The organism is Acidovorax sp. ST3 (genome assembly GCF_003231145.1).
In the GTDB taxonomy this organism is placed as follows: domain Bacteria; phylum Pseudomonadota; class Gammaproteobacteria; order Burkholderiales; family Burkholderiaceae_C; genus Acidovorax.
Genome location: NZ_QKVP01000001.1, coordinates 603,870 through 624,923 on the forward strand (window position 1 = coordinate 603,870; position 21,054 = coordinate 624,923).

Here is a 21,054-nt window from a genome sequence, read left to right on the forward strand (position 1 = left end):
GGGCCCTCCAGGGCTCTTACTTCGTCTGCCGCGCCAGCCACACCCCCGCAGCCGCCAGGGCCATCCCCGCCAACGCCCAGCCGCTGAGCGTCTCGCCAAACATGGCCCAGGCGATCAGCGCTGTGGTGGGCGGGGTCAGGTAGAACAGGCTGGCCACATTGACCGCGCCGCCCCGGCGGATGAGCAGGTTCAACAGGCTCACGGCCCCCAGTGAGAGCACAAGCACCAGCCAGCCCAGCGCAAACACAAACTCGCCGGTCCACGATATGGCCATGGATTCGGTGGCGTAGGCGACGACGGCCATGGCCACCGCGCAGGGCAGGTACTGAATGACCGAGCCCGTGCGCAAGTCGAACGAGGGGCAAAACCGCTTCTGGTACAGCGTGCCCGCCGTGATGCCCAGCAGCGCGACCACCGCCGGCAGCAGCATGCCCAGCAAAGCACCCGCCGGCACGGTAGCCACCTTGCCGGCCACCACCAGCGCCACGCCGGTGAAGCCCAGGGCCAGGCCCGCCCATTGGGCAGGCCGCACCTTCTCGCCCAGCAAAGCCCCGGCCACCAGGGCTGTCAGCAGCGGCTGCAACCCCACCACCAGCGCTGTAATGCCCGACGGCAGCCCGTGCCCGATGGCCATGAACACCCCGCCCAGGTACACACCGTGCACCAGCAGGCCCGACACCCCGATGTGCAGCCAGGCCCTGCCCGAAGGCGGCCACGGCGCATGCGCCACGGCGACCACCGCGAGCATGAGCACGATGACGATGGCAAACCGCAGCGCCAGAAAGGTCAGCGGCTCCACATACGGCAGCCCCAGCTTGGCGCCAATAAAGCCGGTGCTCCAGAGCGTCACAAACAGCAGAGGGACGAGGGAATCGAGCGGACTGGAAGCGCGGGGACGGAGCGGTGTGGCCTGGGTCATGGAGAACAGAAGCGTGATGCAGGGTGGGGATGATCGCAGCTTGCGAGCGCTTTTGCTGCAGGCCAATGTGAGCGTTCTCTAATGACCCGTTGGGAGAACGGACAGACCTCAAGGTGCGCCACACTTGCCGGGCGTGCTGACGCCCGAAACCGGTGCGAGAACCAGTAAACCCGCGCTTTAAGGCAAAACTCTGAATAGAAATGGTCTGTAGCGCTTGAATATCATGCGCATACAGCTATAAATTCAATAGCAAATTGCCATACATCTTTCTGCCAGCCAGACCTGGCGCCCGCGCATCTTGATGCGATCTTGATACCCCACACCGTACTCTTGCGCCCATCTTGATGCGGCCGTTCCTAGCATCGGTCCATGTCTCAAGGAGGACGCTATGGACTGGATATTGATGGCGGTGGGAGGCCTGCTCTGGCTGGCCGTCTATGGCTTGGCCAAGGGTTGCACGCTGCTGCAACGCCAAGCACAAGGGGGACGGTCATGACCAGCGGCTGGATGATTCTGGCGGCCGTGCTCGCCGCTGCGCTTTTGGTGTACCTGATCGCCGTGCTGCTGCGGCCGGAGGACTTTTCATGAGCACCGGTGCCTGGCTGCAATTGGCGGTGTTTTTGGCACTGCTGCTGGCGCTGGCTTGGCCGCTGGCGCGTTACATCGACACCGTGATGGCGGGACGCTTTGCCCTCGGGCGGCGGCTGGAAGGCCCGCTCTTCAGGCTGGCAGGCGTGCGGCCCGATGAGGAAACCGGCTGGCTGCGCTACGCGCTGGGCCTGCTGGTGTTCAATGGCCTGGGCGTGCTGGCCGTGTATGCGCTGCAGCGCTGGCAAGCGGTGCTGCCGCTCAACCCTCAGGGCATGGCTGCGGTGGCACCCGATTCGGCCTTCAACACGGCCATCAGTTTTGTCACCAACACCAACTGGCAAGGCTATGGCGGCGAGAGCACCATGAGCTACCTCACGCAGATGCTGGCGCTGACGGTGCAGAACTTTCTGTCTGCCGCCACGGGCTTGGTGGTGGTCATCGCGCTGGTGCGTGGCTTTTCAAGGCACTCAGCACAATCCATTGGCAATGTGTGGGCCGACCTGACCCGGGCCACGCTCTGGGTGCTGCTGCCCCTGTCGCTGGTGTTGGCGGTGGTGTTCGCAGGCCAGGGCGTGATCCAGAACCTGTCGCCTTACACGCCAGTGCAGACGCTGGAGCCTGTCCACTACGACGCCCCCAAGCTCGATAGCGCAGGCCAGCCGGTGCTGGACGCCCAGGGCGCTCCGGTCACCGAGCCCGCCACACAAACCACCCAGACGCTGGCCATGGGCCCCGTGGCCTCGCAGTTGGCCATCAAGATGCTGGGCACCAACGGTGGCGGCTTCTTCAACGCCAACTCGGCCCACCCGTTCGAGAACCCCTCGGCCGCGAGCAACCTGTTGCAGATGCTGGCGATCTTCCTGATCCCAGCTGCGCTGTGCCTGGTGTTTGGCCGCATGGCGGGCGATGAGCGCCAGGGCTGGACGATTCTGGCAACGATGAGTCTGCTCTTCGTGGTCGCAGTAGTGGCAGCCACCGCCTTCGAGCAGCAGGGCAACCCGCTGCTTTCATCGCTGGGTGTGGACCAGGCCGCCAGCGCCCTGCAGGCAGGCGGCAATATGGAAGGCAAGGAAACGCGCTTTGGCATCGCCACCTCGGCCCTGTTCGCCGTCATCACCACGGCGGCCAGCTGCGGCGCGGTAATTGCGATGCACGACAGCTTCACCCCCCTCGGCGGCATGGTGCCCCTCGTGCTGATGCAGATGGGCGAGGTGGTGTTTGGCGGCGTGGGCTCGGGCCTGTACGGCATGCTGGTGTTCGCCATCATGGCGGTGTTCATCGCCGGGCTGATGATTGGCCGCACGCCCGAGTACCTGGGCAAGAAGATCGAAACGCATGAGATGAAGCTCGTCTCCATCGCCATCCTCGTCACGCCCCTGCTGGTGCTGCTGGGCACGGCCGTGGCGGTGATGAGCGAGGCAGGCCGCGCAGGCCTCTCCAACCCTGGCGCACACGGCTTCAGCCAGGTGCTGTACGCGCTGTCTTCCGCCGCCAACAACAACGGCAGCGCCTTCGCTGGCCTGTCGGCCAACACCCCCTTCTACAACGTGCTGCTGGCCGTGGCCATGTGGTTGGGCCGCTTTGGCGTGATCGTGCCGGTGCTGGCCATGGCTGGGTCCCTCGCCGCCAAGAAGCGCGCTACCGCCACCGATGGCACCTTGCCCACCCACGGCCCGCTGTTTGTGGCGCTGCTGGCGGGCGTGGTGCTGCTGGTGGGGTTGCTGAACTATGTGCCCGCCCTCGCGCTGGGCCCGGTGGTAGAGCATCTCGTGCTCACACCCCGTTAAGAAATGGCTGGGAGATTGTGATGACTCGCAAAACATTGACCCTGTTTGACCCCGCCCTGGTACGCCCCGCGCTGCTAGAGGCTTTCAAGAAGCTGGACCCGCGCGTGCAATGGCGCAACCCGGTGATGTTTGTGGTGTACGTGGGCAGCGCCTTCACCACCGCACTGGCCGCCAGCAAGCCCGAGGGCTTCACCGCTGCCGTGGCGCTGTGGCTGTGGTTCACCGTGCTGTTTGCCAATTTTGCCGAGGCCATGGCCGAAGGCCGCAGCAAGGCCCAGGCGGCCTCGCTGCGCGGGCTGAAAAAGCAGACCTGGGCGAAGAAGCTGGACGGTCATTTCGACCGCACCACCCCGCGCACCGAGATGACCTGGCTGCCGCTGGAGGCCGCCCACCTGCGCAAGGGCGATGTGGTGCTGGTGGAAGCCGGTGACACCATTCCCGCCGATGGCGAGGTGATCGACGGGGTGGCGTCGGTGGACGAAAGTGCCATCACGGGCGAATCGGCGCCGGTGATCCGCGAATCGGGCGGCGACTTCTCGGCCGTGACCGGCGGCACCCGCGTGCTGTCCGACTGGATCGTGGTGCGAGTGGCCGTGAACCCTGGCGAGACCTTTGTCGACCGCATGATCGCCATGGTGGAGAACGCCAAACGCCACAAGACACCCAACGAGATCGCGCTGACCATCCTGCTGGTCGCGCTCACCATCGTGTTTCTGGGCGTGGTGGTCACGCTGCTGCCGTTCTCGCTGTTCAGCGTGCAGGCCAGCGGCGCGGGCGAGCCAGTGAGCCTGGTGGTGCTGGTGGCCCTGCTGGTGTGCCTGATCCCCACCACCATCGCGGGCTTGCTCAGCGCCATTGGTGTGGCGGGCATGAGCCGCATGATGCAGGCCAATGTGATCGCCACCTCGGGCCGCGCGGTGGAGGCTGCGGGCGATGTGGACGTGCTGCTGCTGGACAAGACCGGCACCATCACCCTGGGCAACCGCCAGGCCAGCCAGTTCGTGTCTGCGCCCGGCGTGACCGATGCGGCATTGGCAGACGCCGCCCAGCTTGCATCGCTGGCCGACGAAACCCCCGAAGGCCGCAGCATCGTGGTGCTGGCCAAGCAGAAGTTCAATCTGCGCGAACGTGACCTTTCCAGCCTGCAGGCGGTGTTTGTGCCCTTTACGGCGCAAACCCGCATGAGCGGAGTCGATCTGCCCGGCCCTCGCCTGCTGCGCAAGGGCGCGGCCGACGCCATCCGCAAGCATGTGGAAGCCCTGGGCGGGCGCTTCCCCACCGCCGTACAGACCGCAGTGGACGATGTATCGCGCCGTGGCAGCACCCCGCTGGTGGTGGCCGATGGCGCCCACGTGCTGGGCGTGGTGGAGCTCAAAGACGTGGTCAAGGGCGGCATCAAGGAGCGTTTTGCCGAGCTGCGCCGCATGGGCATCAAGACCGTGATGGTGACGGGCGACAACCGCCTGACGGCCGCCGCGATCGCGGCCGAAGCGGGTGTGGACGACTTCCTGGCCGAGGCCACACCCGAGGCCAAGCTGCAGCTCATCCGCAGCTACCAGGCCAATGGCCAGCTGGTGGCCATGACCGGCGACGGCACCAACGATGCGCCCGCCCTGGCCCAGGCCGACGTGGCCGTGGCCATGAACACCGGCACCCAGGCCGCCAAGGAGGCGGGCAACATGGTGGACCTGGACAGCAACCCCACCAAGCTCATCGAGATCGTGGAGACCGGCAAGCAGATGCTGATGACACGCGGCTCGCTCACCACCTTCAGCATTGCCAACGACATTGCCAAGTACTTCGCGATCATCCCGGCGGCGTTTGTCACCACCTACCCGCAGCTGTCGGCGCTGAATTTCATGCACCTGGCCAGCCCCTCGTCGGCCATCCTGTCCGCCGTGGTGTTCAACGCGCTGATCATCATCTTCCTGATCCCGCTGGCCTTGAAAGGCGTGGCCTACCGCGCCGTGGGTGCCGCCGCGCTGCTGCGCCGCAACCTGGCCATTTATGGGCTGGGGGGCATGGTGGTGCCATTCATTGGCATCAAGTTGATTGACATGGTGCTGGCCGCAGCCGGGTTGACCTGATCGCTGCCCATTCGCCAACACAGCGCCCTAATCACTGACAAGGAAAATCGTATGCCTATCCGTATTCCCCGCGACGACGTGCCCGCCAGCCCAGGCGGCCTGCTGCGCCCTGCCCTCACGCTGTTCGTCGTGCTGTCCATCGTCACCGGCCTGCTCTACCCGCTGGCCGTGACCGGTGTCGCACAAACGGCCTTCCCGCACCAGGCCAACGGCAGCCTCATCACCCAGGGTGGCAAGGCAGTGGGCTCCGAGCTGATCGGCCAGTCGTTCACCGAGCCTGGCCACTTCTGGGGCCGCCCATCGGCCACAGCGCCCATGCCCTACAACGCATCGGCCTCGGGTGGCTCCAATCTGGGCCCCACCAACCCGGCGTTGACCGATACCGTCAAGGCGCGCATTGAAGCGCTCCGTGCCGCCGACCCGGGCAACACCCGCCCCGTGCCCGTGGACCTGGTCACCGCGTCGGCCAGCGGGCTGGACCCACACATCAGCCCGGCAGCCGCGGCCTACCAGAGCGAACGCGTGGCCCGTGCCAGAGGCCTGCCCGTGGGACAAGTGCAAGCCTTGGTACAGCAGCACACCGACACCCCCTGGCTGGGCCTGCTGGGCGAGCCGCGTGTGAACGTTCTGGCCTTGAATCTGGCACTCGATTCGCTATCAAATAAATAGCTATCAGCGCAATTGATACTAGCGCTTGAGGCCTATTCGACATCAAATTGGTGGATACACTGTGCCCATGCAGGATCGCCCCGACCCCGACGCGCTGCTGCAGCGCATCCAGCAAGAGCAGGCCCAGCAGCAGCGCGGGCGGCTCAAGGTGTTTTTTGGCGCCTGCGCCGGGGTGGGCAAGACCTTTGCCATGCTGTCCGCCGCCCGGGCGGCGCAGGCGCAGGGCCTGCCCGTCACCATCGGCGTGGTCGAAACGCATGGCCGCACCGACACCGAGGCGCTGACCGCACACCTGCCGCGCCTGCCGCTGCGCGCCCTGCCCTACAAAGACCGCACCCTGCCCGAGTTTGACCTGGACGCCGCCCTGGCCTGGGGCGCCGCGCACCCCGGAGGCCTGGTGCTGCTCGACGAGCTGGCCCACAGCAACGTGGCCGGATCGCGCCACCCCAAACGCTGGCAAGACGCCGAAGAACTGCTGGCCGCAGGCATCGACGTGTGGTCCACCATGAACGTGCAGCACCTGGAGAGCCTGAACGACATCGTCAGCGGTATCACCGGCATCCGCGTGTGGGAGACGGTGCCCGACCAGTTTTTTGACGCTGCCGACGAAGTGGTGGTGGTCGACCTGCCGCCCGACGAGCTGCTGGCGCGCCTGAAAGCCGGCAAGGTCTACCTGCCCCAGCAGGCAGAGCGCGCCGCCGCCAACTTCTTTCGCAAAGGCAACCTGCTGGCCCTGCGCGAGCTGGCCCTGCGCCGCACCGCTGACCGTGTGGACGACGAAATGCGCGCCTACCGCCGCGCCAGCAGCACCAGCGCCGAGGCCGTGTGGCCCAACCGCGAGGCCCTGCTGGCCTGCGTGGGCACGGGCGACAACGCCGAAAAGGTGGTGCGCAGCTGCGCCCGCCTGGCCGCCCAGCTCGACCTGCCGTGGCACGCCGTGCATGTGGAAACGCCCGAGCAGCAAGGCCAGTCGGCCACCCTGCACCCGCAGGTGGAGCGCACGCTGAAAATCGCCCAGCAACTGGGCGCCGCCGCCTGCGCCGTGCTGCCCGCCGCGCAGCCCGCCCAGGCCCTGGTGCGCTACGCACGTGAGCACAACCTGGTGCGCATGGTGATGGGGCGCAGCACCCGGCGCTGGCCGTGGCAGGCCACGCTGGCCGATCAGATCGGACAACGTGCCAGCGACCTGGACCTGCTGCAGGTGGGCACACTGCCTAGCCGGGACGCCGCTACAAACCGGAAAGCCCCCCGCACCAGCACCGCAGCCCCCCGCGCTGCATTCTGGCCGGGCTACATCGCTGCCGCGCTGGCCTGCTGCATGGCCGCCGTCATCGCGACGCCGCTGGCCAATGTGCTGGAGCTGACCAACATCGTCATGCTGTTTTTGCTGGTGGTGGTGGGGGTGGCTCTCAGATTCGGGCGCGGCCCGGCCATCATGGCCGCGTTTCTGGGCGTGGGGTTCTTTGACTTTTTCTTTGTGCCACCCCGCTTCAACTTTGCGGTGAGCGACGCCCAGTACGTCGTCACCTTCGCCGTGATGCTGGTGGTGGCCCTGGTGGTGGGCCAGCTCACCGCCGGGCTCAAGGTGCAGGCCGAGGCCGCCACCGACCGCGAGCACCGTGTGCGCAGCCTGTACGACATGGCGCGTGACCTGTCTGCCGCCCTGCTGCCCGAACAGGTGGCCGAGATCGGCGCACGCTTTATCACGGGCGAGTTCAGCGCAGGCAGCACGCTGGTGGTGGCCGACGATGACAACCGCCTGCAAGTGCTGCCCGGAGGCACCGCCCCCGTGGACATGGCCGTGGCCCAATGGGCCTTTGAGCGCGGCGAGCCTGCGGGCCGGGGCACGGACACCTTGCACTCCAGCCCCACGCTGGTGCTGCCCCTCAAGGCCCCCATGCGCATCCGTGGCGTGCTGGTGGTGGCCATGCCCCAGGGCCAGGTGCCCGGGGTGGAGCAACGGCGCCTGCTGCAGACCTGTGCTTCGCTGCTGGCCATTTCGCTCGAACGCATCCACTACATCGACGTGGCGCAGAGAAGCACGGTGCAGATCGAGTCCGAGCGGCTGCGCAACTCGCTGCTCTCGGCCATCTCGCACGACCTGCGCACGCCGCTGGCGTCACTGGTCGGCCTGGCCGAATCGCTGGCCATGGTGCAACCGCCCCTGCCCGCGCACCAACAGGAGCTGACCAGCGCCATCCAGCAATCGGCCCAGCGCATGAGCGCACTGGTCAACAACCTGCTGGACATGGCCCGTCTGGAGGCCGGGGCCGTGCAACTCAACAAGGCCTGGCAGCCGCTGGAAGAAGTGGTGGGCAGTGCCCTGGCCGCCAGTGCCCCCGCCATCGCTGCGCACCGGGTCGAAGTGACTCTGCCCGACGACCTGCCGCTGCTGCAGATCGATGCCGTGCTGATGGAGCGCGTGCTGGTCAACCTGCTGGAAAACGCCGCCAAGTACACCCCCGCAGACACCACCCTCCACATCAGCGCGCAGCCCCAAAGCGACGCGGTGGCACTGACCCTCACCGATGAAGGCCCCGGCCTGCCCAAAGGCCGCGAAGAGTTGCTGTTTGAAAAGTTCGAGCGCGGCGCCCGCGAAAGCGCCACGCCCGGTGTGGGCCTGGGCCTGGCCATCTGCCGCGCCATCGTGCAGGCGCATGGTGGCAGCATCCGGGGCGATACGATCTTGAACGCTCAAGGCCAGGCTGCCGGGGCGCGCTTTACGCTGCTGCTGCCACGCGGCACACCGCCCACCGACCTGGGCGATGACGCCAACGCCTGACACCCTTGCATCCATGCCATGCCATGACCGACCTGCCCACGCACATCCTCATCGTTGAAGACGAAGCCGATATTCGCCGCTTTGTGCGCCTGACGCTGGAGACCGAAGGCCACACCGTGCACGAGGCCGCGACCCTGCAGCGCGGCCTGATCGAGGCCGGTACCCGCCGCCCCGACCTGGTGGTGCTGGACCTGGGTCTGCCCGACGGGGATGGCGTGGACTTGATCCGAGACCTGCGCACCTGGTCGGCGATGCCCATCATCGTGCTCTCGGCCCGCAGCGCCGAAGCCAGCAAGATCGCGGCGCTGGACGCAGGGGCCGACGACTACCTCGTCAAGCCCTTTGGCTCGGGCGAGCTGATGGCCCGCGTGCGCGCGCAGCTGCGGCGTAGCCAGCGGGCCTCCAGCCCAGAGGCGATACCCGTCATCCAGTTCGGCGCCATCACCGTGGACCTTGCCCGCCGCACGGTAGAGCGCCGCACGCAAAGCAATGGCGAAGGCGATGGCAGTGAGGCCCTGCACCTCACGCCCATCGAATACAAGCTGCTCACCTATCTGGCCTCCCAGCCCGACCGCGTCATCACCCACGCCCAGCTGCTCAAGGCCGTATGGGGCCCAGGCCATGCTGAAGACACGCACTACGTGCGCGTGCACATGGCCAACCTGCGCAAGAAGGTGGAGGACAACGCCTCCATGCCTCGGCACTTGCGGACTGAGGCGGGTATCGGGTACCGGTTCGTACCCTGACGCCAACTCACGAACTGCGTGCACCAGTGCAACGCAACGCACGCTCCCCCGCCACGCGCAGCCGCTCCTGCAGCGACGCGGGCGCCAGCACCTCAAACTCCACATCCAGCGCCATGAGCCAGAACACCAGTGCATCGCTGGCGGCGCATGCCAGCTGGCACTGCTGCCCGTTGGCCAGCGTGGTGACCACACCGGCAGACTGCGGAATGCGCCGCGCCATTTCTGCGTAGGGCGCGTGCAGCACCACCCGCGCCTGGTCGGGGTGCGGCGCCACGGTGATGGAGCGCGTTACGTAGGCCTTGAGGTCGCCGCCGTCCGGCCCAGGGCGCGGCACAAAATGCGCGCCAACTTCCGGCTTTGCCACCATGCGGTCGATGCGAAAGGTGCGCCAGTCGCCACGGTCGCAGTCCCACGCCACCAGGTACCAGCGCATGCCGGTATGCACCACGCCCTGCGGCTCTACCGAGCGCTGGGTAGCGCGCCCCTTGCCGTCTTCGTACGAAAAACCTAGCCGCAACTGGTCGCGGCAGGCCGACGCCAGCGTAGCCAGCAACGAGGCCTCCACCACCGGCCCCGTGCGGTCCAGCGGCAGGATGGTGGAGCGCAACGCGTCCACCTGCTCGCGCAGCCGCAGGGGCATGGCCTGCTCCAGTTTCACCAAGGCGCGCAAGGCGGGTTCTTCAATGCCGCCCACGGCACCTGCAGTGGCGGTGCGCAGCGCAATCGACACGGCCAGGGCTTCTTCATCGTCCAGCAGCAGCGGGGGCAGCGCCTGTCCGGCCCGAAACGCATAGCCGCCCGCCACACCGCTGCTGGCCTGCACCGGGTAGCCCAGCTGCCGCAGGCGGTCGATGTCGCGCCGCAGCGTGCGCGGGTGCACTTCCAGCCGCTCGGCCAACTCGGGCCCCATCCAGTGGCTGCGGGTTTGCAACAGTGACAGCAGGCGCAACAGGCGTGTGGACGAGGTGAGCATGCAGCCACTGTACTTTGAATCGAGGACCGAAATTGTCCGCAATGGTTCTTACAGTGGCTACACCTTTTCTTTCACCACAACCGAGGAGTTTTCCATGTCCATCGTTCTTTACTGGCACCCCATGTCCAGCGCCACCCCCATCGCCTGCGCCCTCACCGAACTGGGTGTGCCACATGAGCGCATCAAGATCGACATCCGCACCGGCGAGCAGCGCCGCCCCGACTACCTCACCCTCAACCCGAACGGCAAGGTGCCCACGCTGACGGTGGACGGCGCGCCCATGTTCGAAGCCCTGGCCATCCACCTGTGGTTGGGCCACCGTTTTGGCGTGGAGCGCGGCCTGTGGCCCGCTGGCGGCACGCCCGAGGCGTTGCAGGCGCTGTCGTGGTGCACTTGGTCGTATGTGACCTATGGCGCGCTCGTGGGGCGCCTGCACGTGGCCACCCAGGGCGAAGCGGTGTGGCGCAACACCGCCCAGGCAGAGGCCGTTCTGCGTCAGCTGAGCGAGTTGCTGGCCCTGCTGAACGCACGGCTGGCCCAGCAACCCTGGATGCTGGGGGCCCACTACTCGTTGGTGGATCTGGTGGTGGGCTCAGTGGTGGGCTATAGCCAGTACCTGGGCGCCCCTGTCAACGCACATCCGCATGTGCAAGCGTGGCTGGCCCGGGTGCAGGCGCGCCCGGCGATGCAGATCGAGGCCTAAGAGCCTGAGAGTCTTCTAGCCTCTGAGCGCGCAGTCGATCATGAGTGCTGTTACAGCAGCACGATGTCGTACTGCTCTTGCCCCATCGCGCTTTCGGCCTGCAGCGAGATGGGCTTTTTGATGAAGTCCGAGAGGCCAGCCAAGTGCTGGCTCTCTTCGTCCAGGAACAGCTCCACCACCCGCGCGGACGCCACGACGCGGAACTCACGCGGGTTGAACTGGCGGGCTTCGCGCAGGATCTCGCGCAGTATGTCGTAGCACACGCTGCGCGCGGTTTTGACGCTGCCCTTGCCCTGGCACACCTCGCAGGGCTCGCACAGCATGTGTGCCAGTGATTCGCGGGTGCGCTTGCGCGTCATCTCCACCAGGCCCAGTTGCGAGAAGGTGCCGGACGACATGGTCTTGACCCGGTCGCGGGCCAGCTGCTTTTTGAACTCCGACAGTACGGCCTGCTGGTGGTCGTCCCGCACCATGTCGATGAAGTCCACGATGATGATGCCGCCCAGATTACGCAGACGCAGCTGGCGCGCAATGGCCTGCGCGGCCTCCAGGTTGGTCTTGAAGATGGTGTCGTCAAAATTGCGCGCACCCACGTAGCCGCCGGTGTTCACGTCGATGGTGGTCAGCGCCTCGGTCTGGTCCACGATGAGGTAGCCGCCCGACTTCAGATCGACCCTGCGGCCCAGGGCCTTGGCCACCTCTTCGTCGATGGAGTACAGGTCAAAAATGGGGCGCTCGCCCTTGTAGTGCTGCAGCTTGCCGGCGGCTGCGGGCATGAACTCCTGCCCGAACGCGCGCAGGCGCTGGAACTGCTCCATCGAATCAATACGGATGGTCTGCGTGTGGTCGCCCACCAGGTCGCGCAGTACGCGCTGCAGCAGGTCCAGGTCCTGGTGCAGCAGCGACATGGCGGGCAGCTTGAGCGATGCCTCCTTGATGCGCGCCCAGGTCTTGCGCAGGTAGGCAATGTCTTCAGCCAGCTCGGCATCGGTGGAATCTTCGCCATTGGTGCGCAGGATGAAGCCGCCGCCACCGCCCGTGGACTTGTCGCCCACCAGCGCCTGCAGCCGCGCGCGCAGCGCATCGCGCTCGGCGGGCGGGATCTTCTGCGACACGCCCACATGGTCGTCCTGCGGCAAAAACACCAGCAGGCGACCGGCAATGCTGATCTGCGTGGACAACCGCGCACCCTTGGTGCCAATCGGGTCCTTGATGACCTGCACCATCAGCGCCTGCCCCTCGAACACCTGCTTTTCGATCGGCACCTGCGGCTCGTTCTTGCGGGCAAATGCGGGCGGCTCGCCATCGGGCTGGCGCTGCCATACGTCAGCCACGTGCAAGAAGGCGGCACGCTCCAGCCCGATGTCGATAAAGGCCGACTGCATGCCTGGCAGCACGCGCGAGACCTTGCCCAGGTAGACGTTGCCCACCAGGCCACGTTCCAGCGTGCGCTCCACATGCAGCTCCTGCACGGCGCCGTGCTCGACGATGGCCACACGGGTTTCCTGGGGCGACCAGTTGATCAGGATGTCTTGTTGCATGGCTCTGGAACCTGTTGTTCTTGCTTATAGCGGGAAGCCTGCGGCACGGAGCAGCTGTGCGGTCTCGTACATCGGCAGCCCCATGATGCCCGAATAGCTGCCCGCCAGGTGTTCCACATACGCCGCCGCCCTGCCCTGGATGCCGTAGGCACCCGCCTTGCCCAGCGGCTCGCCCGTGGCCACATACGCATCGATCTGCGCCGGGGTCATGGCAGCGAAAGTGACGCGCGATACCGACAGAGCGGTCAGCCGCTTGGCACCCACCTGCAGAGCCACAGCCGTGAGCACGCGGTGCTCGTGGCCTGCCAGTTCAGTCAGCATGCGCGCGGCATGGGCGGCATCGTCGGGTTTGCCGTAAATCGTGCGGCCCAGGGCCACGGTGGTATCGGAGCACAGGATGGGCGCATCCGGTAACTGGCGCCGCGTACGCCGGGCTACGGCTGCGTCGAGCTTGAGGGCGGTCACGCGTTCCACGTAGGCCTTGGGCGCCTCGCCGGGCAGCACCACTTCGATAGCCTCGGTGTCCTCGGCTTCGTCCCCGTCCACATTGGGCAGCAGCAGTTCGTGGCGCACGCCCAGCTGTTCGAGCAGTTGGCGTCGGCGGGGGCTTTGGGAGGCGAGGTAGATGAAGTCAGGCATGAACAGATTTTGAATAAAAATCAGCCCTAGCGCCTATCCATCAAGCGCTAGCAGCTATCAAAAAAATAGTAAATAGAGCCTGCAGCACGGGCACCCGCCTCATTCCCGGTGGTAGGGGTGCCCGGCATTCACCGACCAGGCGCGGTACAGCTGCTCAATGAGCAGCACGCGCACCATGGCATGCGGCAGGGTGAGGTCAGACAGACGAATTCGCTCGTGTGCCGCCTGCCGAAAGGCGGGGTCCAGTCCATCGGGGCCGCCGATGACCAACGCCACATCGTCACCGCCCAGCTGCCAGCCCTTGAGCCGTTCGGCCAGGGCCTTGGTGGTGAGGTTGGTGCCGCGCTCGTCCAGCGCCACCACGCGGGTGCCGCGCGGGATGGCGGCTTCGATGCGCTCGCGCTCAGCCGCGTAGAGCGTCTCCAGCGTCTTGGAGCCGCGCGGCTCGGTCTTGACGGCCTTGAGTTCGACCTTGAGTTCGGGCGGGAAACGCTTGGCGTAGTCGTCGTACGCAGTCTGCGCCCAGTCGGGCACCCGCTGCCCTACCGCCACGATCAGCAGCTTCATGGATCAATCTGGATGCGTGTGGGAGAGGCCGCTGCAGAACGCCCAGAATGAGCGCACTGCAGCGGAGCTGGATCAGCCCTTGCTGCGCGCAGGCGCCTTCTTGGCCGCCGGCTTGGAGCCCGATGCGGAAGCTGGCTTGGCGGCAGCGCGTGCAGGGGACTTGGCTGCCGGCGACTTCTTGGCAGCGGGCTTCTTGGCGCCAGCGGGCTTGACCACCACGGTCTTAACGGGGGTCTTGGTGGCGGGCTTCTTGGCGGCTACTGCGCCCGGGGTCTTGCTGGCTGGCTTGGCGGCAGACTTTGCAGGTGCAGCCTTGGCCGCAGTTTTTGCTGCAGGCTTCGGTGCTGTTTTGGCTGCAGTCTTCGCAGCAGTCTTGGCGACCGCCTTGACGGTGGCCTTGCCTGAACGGGCGGCCACAGTGGAGGTCGCGGCCTTCTTGGCGGGCGCCTTGCCTGCGGCCTTGGCAGCCTTCTGGGCCGACTTCTTCTCAGCCAGTTCGGTGGCGGCACTGGACTGGGGCTTGGCGGCGCCCAGCTTCAGGCGCACTGGGGTGTCGCCCCACAGTTCTTCCAGACGGTAATACTGGCGGATGGCGGGCTGCATGATGTGCGCCACGGCCGGGCCGCAGTCCACAATGATCCATTCGCCGTTGTCTTCGCCTTCGATGCGGGGCTTGCTGAAACCGGCTTCCTTCACCGCATCGCGCACGCTGGCGGCAAGTGCCTTGGTCTGGCGGTTGGAGGTACCCGATGCCACGATCACCCGTTCAAACAGCGGCGAGAGATGCTCGGTGTTGAAGACCTGGATGTCTTGCGCCTTGACGTCTTCCAGGCCATCAACGATGGCGCGCTGGAGTTTGGTGACGTCTTTTTTGGCGGCGGTTTCCGATTTGGTGGAGGTGGTCATCAGGCGGTGATTAGAGAGGGAATGGAATCAATATAGCGTGCAACGCAGCGCACAGCCAGCGGGCTGAGCCTTGGGTGTTGCGCGGGTGTTGTGCTGGGGCGCTGCAGCAGTGTGAGGTGTTCTTGGCCTCTTGCGCTGGTGTGAAAAGCGCGGGCAGCTATTGAAATTATAGCTTTTGCGCTTTTCACGGCTTTCAGGACGCAGGGACAGCGCCCTCCGCAAGCCAATCGCGTCGCACCAAAAAACGCTGCGTGAGCTCAGCTTCAGCCGAATCGGCGGCGTCAGAGCGCTGGTACGACCACGACACCAGCGGCGGCATGGACAACAGGATGGACTCGGTGCGCCCGCCCGACTGCAGGCCAAAGTGCGTGCCCCGGTCCCAGACCAGGTTGAACTCAACATAGCGGCCCCGGCGGTACAACTGGAAGTCGCGTTCGCGCTCGCCGTAGGGCGTGCCCTGGCGCTTCTCGACGATGGGCAGATAAGCGCTCAGGAACGCGTCGCCCACCGACTGCGTCATGGCCAGGCTCTGCTCAAAGCCCAACTCCGAGAAGTCGTCATAGAACACGCCCCCCACGCCGCGCTGCTCGCTGCGGTGCTTAAGGTAAAAGTATTCATCGCACCATTGCTTGAAGCGCGGGTACTTGTCGTCGCCAAACGGCGCCAGCGCGTCGCGGCAGGTACGGTGAAAGTGCACCGCATCCTCTTCAAACCCGTAGTACGGCGTGAGGTCCATGCCCCCACCAAACCAGCAGGTGGGCGCCTGCCCCGGATGGCCGGCGGCGATCATGCGTACGTTCATGTGCACCGTGGGCACATAGGGGTTGCGCGGGTGGAACACCAGCGACACGCCCATGGCCTCGAACGGTGCACCCGCCAGCTCGGGCCGGTGCTGCGTGGCCGAGGGCGGCAGTTGCGGGCCGCGTACGTGGCTGAAGCCACAACCGGCACGCTCGAACACGCGGCCGCCTTCCATGATCTTGGTGATGCCGTCGCCCTGCAGCGGCTCGCCGGGCGGCTTGCTCCAGGCATCGGCCAGAAAACGGGCACCGCCCTCGCCTTCCACGGATTCCAGCGCGTCGGTGATGCGCGCCTGCAGGCCCACCAGGTACGCGCGCACACGGGCCACCGTGTCGGCGGGGTTCAAAGTCTGGGCGTCTGCCATCAGCTTTTCAGGGCACGGAAGCCGATGTCGCGGCGGTACTGCGCGCCATCAAACTGGATGCCACGCGCCACGTCGTACGCACGTTGCTGCGCTTGCTTGACGCTGTCGGCCAGCACGGTAACGCACAGCACACGGCCACCCGTCACGCTCACCACGCCGTCCTTGAGCTGCGTACCCGCGTGGAACACCACGGCATCGTCCGCCTCAGCCGGCAGGCCGGTGATCGGGTCACCCTTGCGCGGGTTCTCCGGGTAGCCATGGGCGGCCATGACCACGCCCAGCGCGGTGCGGCGGTCCCATTGCAGTTCCATCTGGTCGAGCTTGCCGTCGGCAGCAGCGGCCATCACGTCGCTGAAATCGCTCTTCAGGCGCATCAGGATGGGCTGCGTCTCCGGGTCGCCCATGCGGCAGTTGAATTCGAGCGTCTTGGGCTGGCCCTTGGCATCGATCATCAAACCGGCATACAGGAAGCCGGTGTAAGGAATGCCATCCTTTTCCATGCCGCGGATGGTGGGCAGGATGATCTCGCGCATGGCGCGGGCATGCACGTCGGCCGTGACCACGGGCGCGGGCGAGTAGGCGCCCATGCCGCCGGTGTTGGGGCCTTCGTCGCCGTCCTTCAGGCGCTTGTGGTCCTGGCTGGTGGCCAGCGCCAGAACGTTCTTGCCGTCGCACAACACGATGAAACTGGCTTCTTCGCCTTCGAGGAATTCCTCGATCACCACACGCGCGCCGCCTTCGTTGTGCGTCACGCCATATTTGTTGTCCACCAGCATGAAGTCCACGGCGTCGTGGGCCTCTTGCAGCGTCATCGCCACCACCACGCCCTTGCCCGCTGCCAGGCCGTCGGCCTTGATGACGATGGGCGCGCCCAGGCGGTCCACAAAGGCGTGGGCGGCTGCCGGGTCGGTGAAGGTGTCATAGTCGGCCGTGGGGATGCCATGGCGGCGCATGAAGGCCTTGCTGAACGCCTTGGAGCTTTCCAGCTGCGCAGCCGCCTTGGTGGGGCCGAAGATGCGCAGGCCGTGGGCGCGGAACTCATCGACCACACCGGCGGCCAGCGGCGCCTCGGGGCCCACCACGGTCAGCGCGATCTTCTCGGCCTGGGCCCAGGTGCGCAGTTCGCGCACGTCGGAGATCGCCACGTTTTCGAGCTTGGGGTTCAGGGCCGTGCCACCGTTGCCGGGTGCCACATACACCTTGGTCACCTTGGGGGACTGGCTCAGTTTCCACGCCATCGCGTGTTCACGGCCGCCGCCACCAATCACAAGTACTTTCATAGGAGCCTTTGGTGAACCCGGCCCAGAGCGCTGCGCTGCTGGGTGGGGTTCGGGGGAATATCAGTCGGAAAACAGGTCAGGGCAAGAAAAAAAGCGGTGATCAACGGGTGCAAAGTCACAGCGCCGCGTTGTGGTAGACCTCCTGGGTGTCGTCCAGGTCTTCCAGTACGTCCAGCAGCTTTTGCATCTTGGCGGCGTCTTCGCCGGTCAGCTCGATGGTGTTTTCAGGCCGCATGGTCACGCCCGCCACTTCGGCCGTCAGGCCAGCGGCCTCCAGCGCGTTTTTCACGGCTTCAAAGTCGGCCGGGGCAGTCAGCACCTCCACCGCGCCGTCTTCGTCGGTCACCACGTCTTCGGCGCCCGCCTCCAGCGCCACTTCCATCACCTTGTCTTCGCTGGTGCCGGGGGCAAAAATCAGCTGGCCACAGTGCTTGAACTGGAAGACCACCGAGCCTTCGGTGCCCATGTTGCCACCATGTTTGCTGAACGCGTGGCGCACTTCGGCCACGGTGCGCACACGGTTGTCGGTCATGGTGTCGATCATGATGGCCGCGCCGCCAATGCCGTAGCCTTCGTAGCGGATTTCTTCGTAGGTCAGGCCTTCGGCGTTACCCGTGGCCTTGTCGATGTTGTACTTGATGCGGTCGGCGGGCATGTTGGCCGCCTTGGCCTTGTCCACCGCCAGGCGCAGGCGGGGGTTGGCAGACAGGTCACCGCCACCGGCACGGGCGGCTACAGTGATTTCACGAATGATGCGGGTCCAGATCTTGCCGCGTTTTTCATCCTGGCGCCCTTTGCGGTGCTGGATATTCGCCCATTTGCTGTGTCCTGCCACGAGAAGTCCTTTTGTATTGATTTAATCTAGTCGGTGGATTTTACTTTTTGCTGAACACAGGGAACCTCTGCACGCGTCGCGCGGAAAGTGTGCGCTGCGGGTCGGGATGGGCTGCCAGGCACAAAGCGCAGCAATAGCCGCAGCTATTGCGAGCATTTGTAACGCAGCAGACCGCCCGAGACCGCAGATGCACACGGCGCGCGACGCGTGCAGAGGTTCCCTCACCCCGAGGAAACCCGAAATGGCTGACCCCCTCCTGATTGCCAAGCACGACACCATCGAATGCCACCTGTTGCCCGGCCTGGCCAACCGCCACGGGCTTATCACCGGCGCCACCGGCACCGGCAAGACCGTGACGCTGCAAACCCTGGCCGAAAACTTCTCGCGCATTGGCGTGCCGGTGTTCATGGCCGACGTGAAGGGCGACCTGACTGGCGCCAGCCAGCCCGGGAAGATCGGCGACAAATTGGCAGCGGTGCTCAAAGAGCGCGGCCTGGATCTTCCAGAACCCTTGGCCTGCCCCACCACACTGTGGGACGTGTTCGGCGAGCAGGGCCACCCGGTGCGCGCCACGGTGTCCGACATGGGCCCGCTGCTGCTGGGCCGCATGCTCAACCTCAACGAGACCCAGCTGGGCGTGCTCAATCTGGTGTTCAAGATCGCCGACGACAACGGCCTGCTGCTGCTGGACCTGAAAGACCTGCGCGCCATGCTGCAGTACGTGGGTGACAACAGCAAGGAGTTCACCACCGAATACGGCAACGTCAGCGCCGCCAGCGTGGGCGCCATCCAGCGCGGGCTGCTTCAGATCGAGCAGCAAGGCGGCGACAAGTTCTTTGGCGAGCCCATGCTCAACATCCAGGACTTCATGCAGACGGTGGACGGCCATGGCGTGGTCAACATCCTGGCGGCGGACAAGCTGATGAACTCACCGCGCCTGTACGCCACGTTCCTCTTGTGGATGCTGTCTGAGCTGTTCGAGCAACTGCCCGAAATCGGCGACCCCGAGCAGCCCAAGCTGGTGTTCTTCTTCGACGAGGCCCACCTGCTGTTCAACGAGGCGCCCAAGGTGCTCATCGAGCGCATTGAGCTGGTGGTGCGCCTGGTGCGTTCCAAGGGCGTGGGCGTGTATTTCGTCACCCAGAACCCGCTCGACATCCCCGACAGCGTGCTCGCCCAGCTGGGCAACCGTGTGCAGCACGCGCTGCGCGCCTTCACCCCGCGCGATCAGAAGGCCGTGAAGGCCACGGCCACCACCATGCGGCAAAAGCCGGGCCTGGATATCGAAACCGCCATCACCGAGCTGGCCGTGGGCGAGGCGCTGGTGAGCTTTCTGGACGCCAAGGGCCGCCCCAGCGTGACCGAGCGCGTGTTCGTGCTACCCCCCGGCAGCCAGCTCGGCCCCATCACCCCGCAGCAGCGCCAGACGCTGATGGCCGGCTCGCTGGTGGCGGGTGTGTACGAAAAAATGGTGGACCGCGAGTCCGCCTACGAAAAACTCAAGGGCCGCGCAGCTGAAGCCGGCACGCAGGCAGGCAATGCATCGGGCGGTGGCAACGGCAAGGTGACCGCCGGCACGCCCGCCGAAGAAGGCGGCGGCCTGCTGGGCGGGCTGAACGATGTGCTGTTTGGCAGCACCGGCCCACGCGGCGGCAAACGCGACGGCCTAGCGCAGACCATGGCCAAGTCCGCCGTGCGTACCATGGGCACCACAATTGGCAAGGAGATTCTGCGGGGCGTGCTGGGCGGCATCTTTGGCGGCGGCAGCAAGCGCCGTTAACTCCGTTGGTATGGCGCCCGGCGTCATCGACCGGCGCCTCTCCCGCCCCCTGCGGCTTGCCTCTCTAGCAAAAGCACAGCACATGGCGCCTGTGACGGGTTGACGACACCCCGCAAGTCGTCACAAATCAGTCACATGGCTGCCGTGAAATCGCCATACACAACAACAAAAAGAAGGAGGGACGATGACACGGATCGAAAACGTTCTGCTGCGCTGGGGCGGCAAGGTCATGCTGCTGGCCATTGGGGTGTGGGTGGCAGCCATCCTCGGCATCTTTGCCGGTGCCTGGCGCCTGCGCTGGCCCTGGGTCCTGTACTTCATTGCCACCGTGATATTCACGGCGCTGGTGATCCAGTGGACCAACGCCGTGCGCCAGCGTTACATCCGCGAGGCTCCCCTGCCCCGCTTTCTGCAGCGCAAGCTGCGCGAGACCTACCCCCATCTGAGCACCCGAGACTGTGAGCTGGTCGAACGCGGCCTGCGCCAGTTCTTCATGGCCTGCCTGCGCAGCAACCAGCAGTTTGTGGCCATGCCCTCCAAGGCGGTCGATGCGCTGTGGCACGAGTTCATCCTGCACACCCAGGCGTACAAGCTGTGGTGCCAGAACGCGCTGGGGTTCTTCCTGCACCACACCCCCGCCGAGGCGCTGGGCCACAAGGCGCGCCACAACGACGGCCTGCGCCGCTGCTGGTACTGGGTGTGCAAGGAAGAGTCCATCGACCCCAAGGCGCCCAGCCGCCTGCCCCTGCTGTTTGCGCTGGACGCCAAGTTCGCGATTGCCGGGGGCTTCAGCTACGTGCCCGATTGCTCCGACATCGCGCGTAAGAGCGACGCCGGCGGCAGCGGCCGCGACAGCTACTGCGGCACCAGTTTTTCGGACGGCAGTTACAGCGGCAGCTCGGGCGACTTTGGCGGTGCCGAGAGTTCGGATGCGGGCAGTGACGGCGGCGGGGATGGCGGGGGCGACGGCGGCGGTTGTGGTGGCGGCGGGGACTGAGCGCCTGGTCCACCCACCCAATCGCCCCCGCTGGCGGCACAACGCTAGCCCCATTCACTCTCTTTTTGATAGCTACCCAGGCATGAT

General features: G+C 65.9%; 18 protein-coding genes. 9 read left to right on the plus strand and 9 right to left on the minus strand.

Annotated elements, in window-relative coordinates; translation table 11 throughout:
• Nucleotides 1-16: 16 nt before the first annotated feature.
• Entirely contained in the window at nt 17-919 is a 903-nt protein-coding gene (locus DNK89_RS02710; RefSeq protein WP_110958789.1) for a DMT family transporter, read from the minus strand.
• Between the two features lie 492 nt (nt 920-1,411).
• Between DNK89_RS02710 and kdpF the strand changes: the two genes are divergently transcribed.
• From kdpF to DNK89_RS02740, 6 genes are all read left to right on the plus strand, one after another.
• Nucleotides 1,412-1,507, plus strand: coding sequence for a K(+)-transporting ATPase subunit F (gene kdpF, locus DNK89_RS02715; RefSeq protein WP_056062349.1), 96 nt, complete (start codon nt 1,412-1,414; stop codon nt 1,505-1,507).
• The gene (kdpA, locus tag DNK89_RS02720) at nt 1,504-3,297 is read left to right on the plus strand and encodes a potassium-transporting ATPase subunit KdpA (protein ID WP_110958790.1); all 1,794 of its coding nucleotides are present in this window, start codon (nt 1,504-1,506) and stop codon (nt 3,295-3,297) included. Before kdpF ends, kdpA begins: the two co-directional genes overlap by 4 nt.
• A gap of 20 nt (nt 3,298-3,317) precedes the next feature.
• On the plus strand, nt 3,318-5,384 hold the full coding sequence (gene kdpB, locus DNK89_RS02725; RefSeq protein WP_110958791.1) for a potassium-transporting ATPase subunit KdpB: 2,067 nt from the start codon (nt 3,318-3,320) through the stop codon (nt 5,382-5,384).
• 51 nt (nt 5,385-5,435) lie between these two features.
• Nucleotides 5,436-6,053, plus strand: a complete 618-nt coding sequence (gene kdpC, locus DNK89_RS02730; RefSeq protein WP_108496989.1) for a potassium-transporting ATPase subunit KdpC — start codon at nt 5,436-5,438, stop codon at nt 6,051-6,053.
• Nucleotides 6,054-6,120: 67 nt separating this feature from the next.
• A complete protein-coding gene (locus DNK89_RS02735) occupies nt 6,121-8,835 on the plus strand; it encodes a DUF4118 domain-containing protein (protein ID WP_110958792.1) in 2,715 nt (904 codons plus the stop codon).
• A gap of 23 nt (nt 8,836-8,858) precedes the next feature.
• A complete protein-coding gene (locus DNK89_RS02740) occupies nt 8,859-9,581 on the plus strand; it encodes a response regulator (protein WP_056062333.1) in 723 nt (240 codons plus the stop codon).
• A 7-nt stretch (nt 9,582-9,588) separates the two neighbouring features.
• On the opposite strand, the gene DNK89_RS02745 is transcribed toward DNK89_RS02740, so the two are convergent.
• On the minus strand, nt 9,589-10,554 hold the full coding sequence (locus tag DNK89_RS02745) for a YafY family protein (RefSeq protein WP_110958793.1): 966 nt from the start codon (nt 10,552-10,554) through the stop codon (nt 9,589-9,591).
• A gap of 94 nt (nt 10,555-10,648) precedes the next feature.
• On the opposite strand from DNK89_RS02745, the gene DNK89_RS02750 reads away from it, so the two are divergent.
• Nucleotides 10,649-11,257: a glutathione S-transferase family protein gene (locus tag DNK89_RS02750; protein WP_110959168.1), complete on the plus strand. Its 609-nt coding sequence runs from the start codon at nt 10,649-10,651 to the stop codon at nt 11,255-11,257.
• 50 nt (nt 11,258-11,307) lie between these two features.
• Here DNK89_RS02750 and rng read toward each other — a convergent pair whose 3' ends face one another.
• The 7 genes from rng to DNK89_RS02785 all read right to left on the minus strand — a co-directional run bounded on the left by rng (nt 11,308) and on the right by DNK89_RS02785 (nt 18,190).
• Nucleotides 11,308-12,798 (minus strand): ribonuclease G, encoded by a 1,491-nt coding sequence (rng, locus tag DNK89_RS02755; protein ID WP_015014270.1) that lies wholly within the window; start codon nt 12,796-12,798, stop codon nt 11,308-11,310.
• 24 nt (nt 12,799-12,822) lie between these two features.
• Nucleotides 12,823-13,437 (minus strand): nucleoside triphosphate pyrophosphatase, encoded by a 615-nt coding sequence (locus DNK89_RS02760; RefSeq protein WP_110958794.1) that lies wholly within the window; start codon nt 13,435-13,437, stop codon nt 12,823-12,825.
• Between the two features lie 99 nt (nt 13,438-13,536).
• Nucleotides 13,537-14,004, minus strand: coding sequence for a 23S rRNA (pseudouridine(1915)-N(3))-methyltransferase RlmH (rlmH, locus tag DNK89_RS02765; RefSeq protein WP_007858784.1), 468 nt, complete (start codon nt 14,002-14,004; stop codon nt 13,537-13,539).
• Between the two features lie 72 nt (nt 14,005-14,076).
• A complete protein-coding gene (rsfS, locus tag DNK89_RS02770; protein ID WP_110958795.1) occupies nt 14,077-14,910 on the minus strand; it encodes a ribosome silencing factor in 834 nt (277 codons plus the stop codon).
• Nucleotides 14,911-15,103: 193 nt separating this feature from the next.
• Nucleotides 15,104-16,075 carry an oxygen-dependent coproporphyrinogen oxidase gene (hemF, locus tag DNK89_RS02775; protein ID WP_060987546.1) on the minus strand — a complete coding sequence of 324 codons (972 nt, stop codon included), beginning with the start codon at nt 16,073-16,075 and terminating at the stop codon, nt 15,104-15,106.
• Complete coding sequence (gene purD, locus DNK89_RS02780; protein ID WP_015014274.1) at nt 16,075-17,355, minus strand: phosphoribosylamine--glycine ligase; 1,281 nt, start codon at nt 17,353-17,355, stop codon at nt 16,075-16,077. Before purD ends, hemF begins: the two co-directional genes overlap by 1 nt.
• Nucleotides 17,356-17,470: 115 nt before the next feature.
• Nucleotides 17,471-18,190, minus strand: coding sequence for a YebC/PmpR family DNA-binding transcriptional regulator (locus DNK89_RS02785; protein ID WP_015014275.1), 720 nt, complete (start codon nt 18,188-18,190; stop codon nt 17,471-17,473).
• Between the two features lie 241 nt (nt 18,191-18,431).
• Between DNK89_RS02785 and DNK89_RS02790 the strand changes: the two genes are divergently transcribed.
• On the plus strand, nt 18,432-19,970 hold the full coding sequence (locus DNK89_RS02790) for a helicase HerA-like domain-containing protein (RefSeq protein ID WP_110958796.1): 1,539 nt from the start codon (nt 18,432-18,434) through the stop codon (nt 19,968-19,970).
• Between the two features lie 184 nt (nt 19,971-20,154).
• Nucleotides 20,155-20,967: a hypothetical protein gene (locus DNK89_RS02795; RefSeq protein ID WP_110958797.1), complete on the plus strand. Its 813-nt coding sequence runs from the start codon at nt 20,155-20,157 to the stop codon at nt 20,965-20,967.
• Nucleotides 20,968-21,054: the final 87 nt, after the last annotated feature.

What these genes read in the sequence shown, in the direction of transcription:
- DNK89_RS02745 (WP_110958793.1), bottom strand. Translation starts at nt 10,554, where the DNA reads ATGCTCACCTCGTCCACACGCCTGTTGCGCCTGCTGTCACTGTTGCAA.
- purD (WP_015014274.1), bottom strand. Translation starts at nt 17,355, where the DNA reads ATGAAAGTACTTGTGATTGGTGGCGGCGGCCGTGAACACGCGATGGCG.
- DNK89_RS02795 (WP_110958797.1), top strand. Translation starts at nt 20,155, where the DNA reads ATGACACGGATCGAAAACGTTCTGCTGCGCTGGGGCGGCAAGGTCATG.
- rng (WP_015014270.1), bottom strand. Translation starts at nt 12,798, where the DNA reads ATGCAACAAGACATCCTGATCAACTGGTCGCCCCAGGAAACCCGTGTG.
- DNK89_RS02760 (WP_110958794.1), bottom strand. Translation starts at nt 13,437, where the DNA reads ATGCCTGACTTCATCTACCTCGCCTCCCAAAGCCCCCGCCGACGCCAA.
- hemF (WP_060987546.1), bottom strand. Translation starts at nt 16,075, where the DNA reads ATGGCAGACGCCCAGACTTTGAACCCCGCCGACACGGTGGCCCGTGTG.
- DNK89_RS02790 (WP_110958796.1), top strand. Translation starts at nt 18,432, where the DNA reads ATGGCTGACCCCCTCCTGATTGCCAAGCACGACACCATCGAATGCCAC.
- DNK89_RS02710 (WP_110958789.1), bottom strand. Translation starts at nt 919, where the DNA reads ATGACCCAGGCCACACCGCTCCGTCCCCGCGCTTCCAGTCCGCTCGAT.
- kdpA (WP_110958790.1), top strand. Translation starts at nt 1,504, where the DNA reads ATGAGCACCGGTGCCTGGCTGCAATTGGCGGTGTTTTTGGCACTGCTG.
- DNK89_RS02735 (WP_110958792.1), top strand. Translation starts at nt 6,121, where the DNA reads ATGCAGGATCGCCCCGACCCCGACGCGCTGCTGCAGCGCATCCAGCAA.
- kdpF (WP_056062349.1), top strand. Translation starts at nt 1,412, where the DNA reads ATGACCAGCGGCTGGATGATTCTGGCGGCCGTGCTCGCCGCTGCGCTT.
- kdpB (WP_110958791.1), top strand. Translation starts at nt 3,318, where the DNA reads ATGACTCGCAAAACATTGACCCTGTTTGACCCCGCCCTGGTACGCCCC.
- DNK89_RS02740 (WP_056062333.1), top strand. Translation starts at nt 8,859, where the DNA reads ATGACCGACCTGCCCACGCACATCCTCATCGTTGAAGACGAAGCCGAT.
- kdpC (WP_108496989.1), top strand. Translation starts at nt 5,436, where the DNA reads ATGCCTATCCGTATTCCCCGCGACGACGTGCCCGCCAGCCCAGGCGGC.
- DNK89_RS02750 (WP_110959168.1), top strand. Translation starts at nt 10,649, where the DNA reads ATGTCCATCGTTCTTTACTGGCACCCCATGTCCAGCGCCACCCCCATC.
- rlmH (WP_007858784.1), bottom strand. Translation starts at nt 14,004, where the DNA reads ATGAAGCTGCTGATCGTGGCGGTAGGGCAGCGGGTGCCCGACTGGGCG.
- rsfS (WP_110958795.1), bottom strand. Translation starts at nt 14,910, where the DNA reads ATGACCACCTCCACCAAATCGGAAACCGCCGCCAAAAAAGACGTCACC.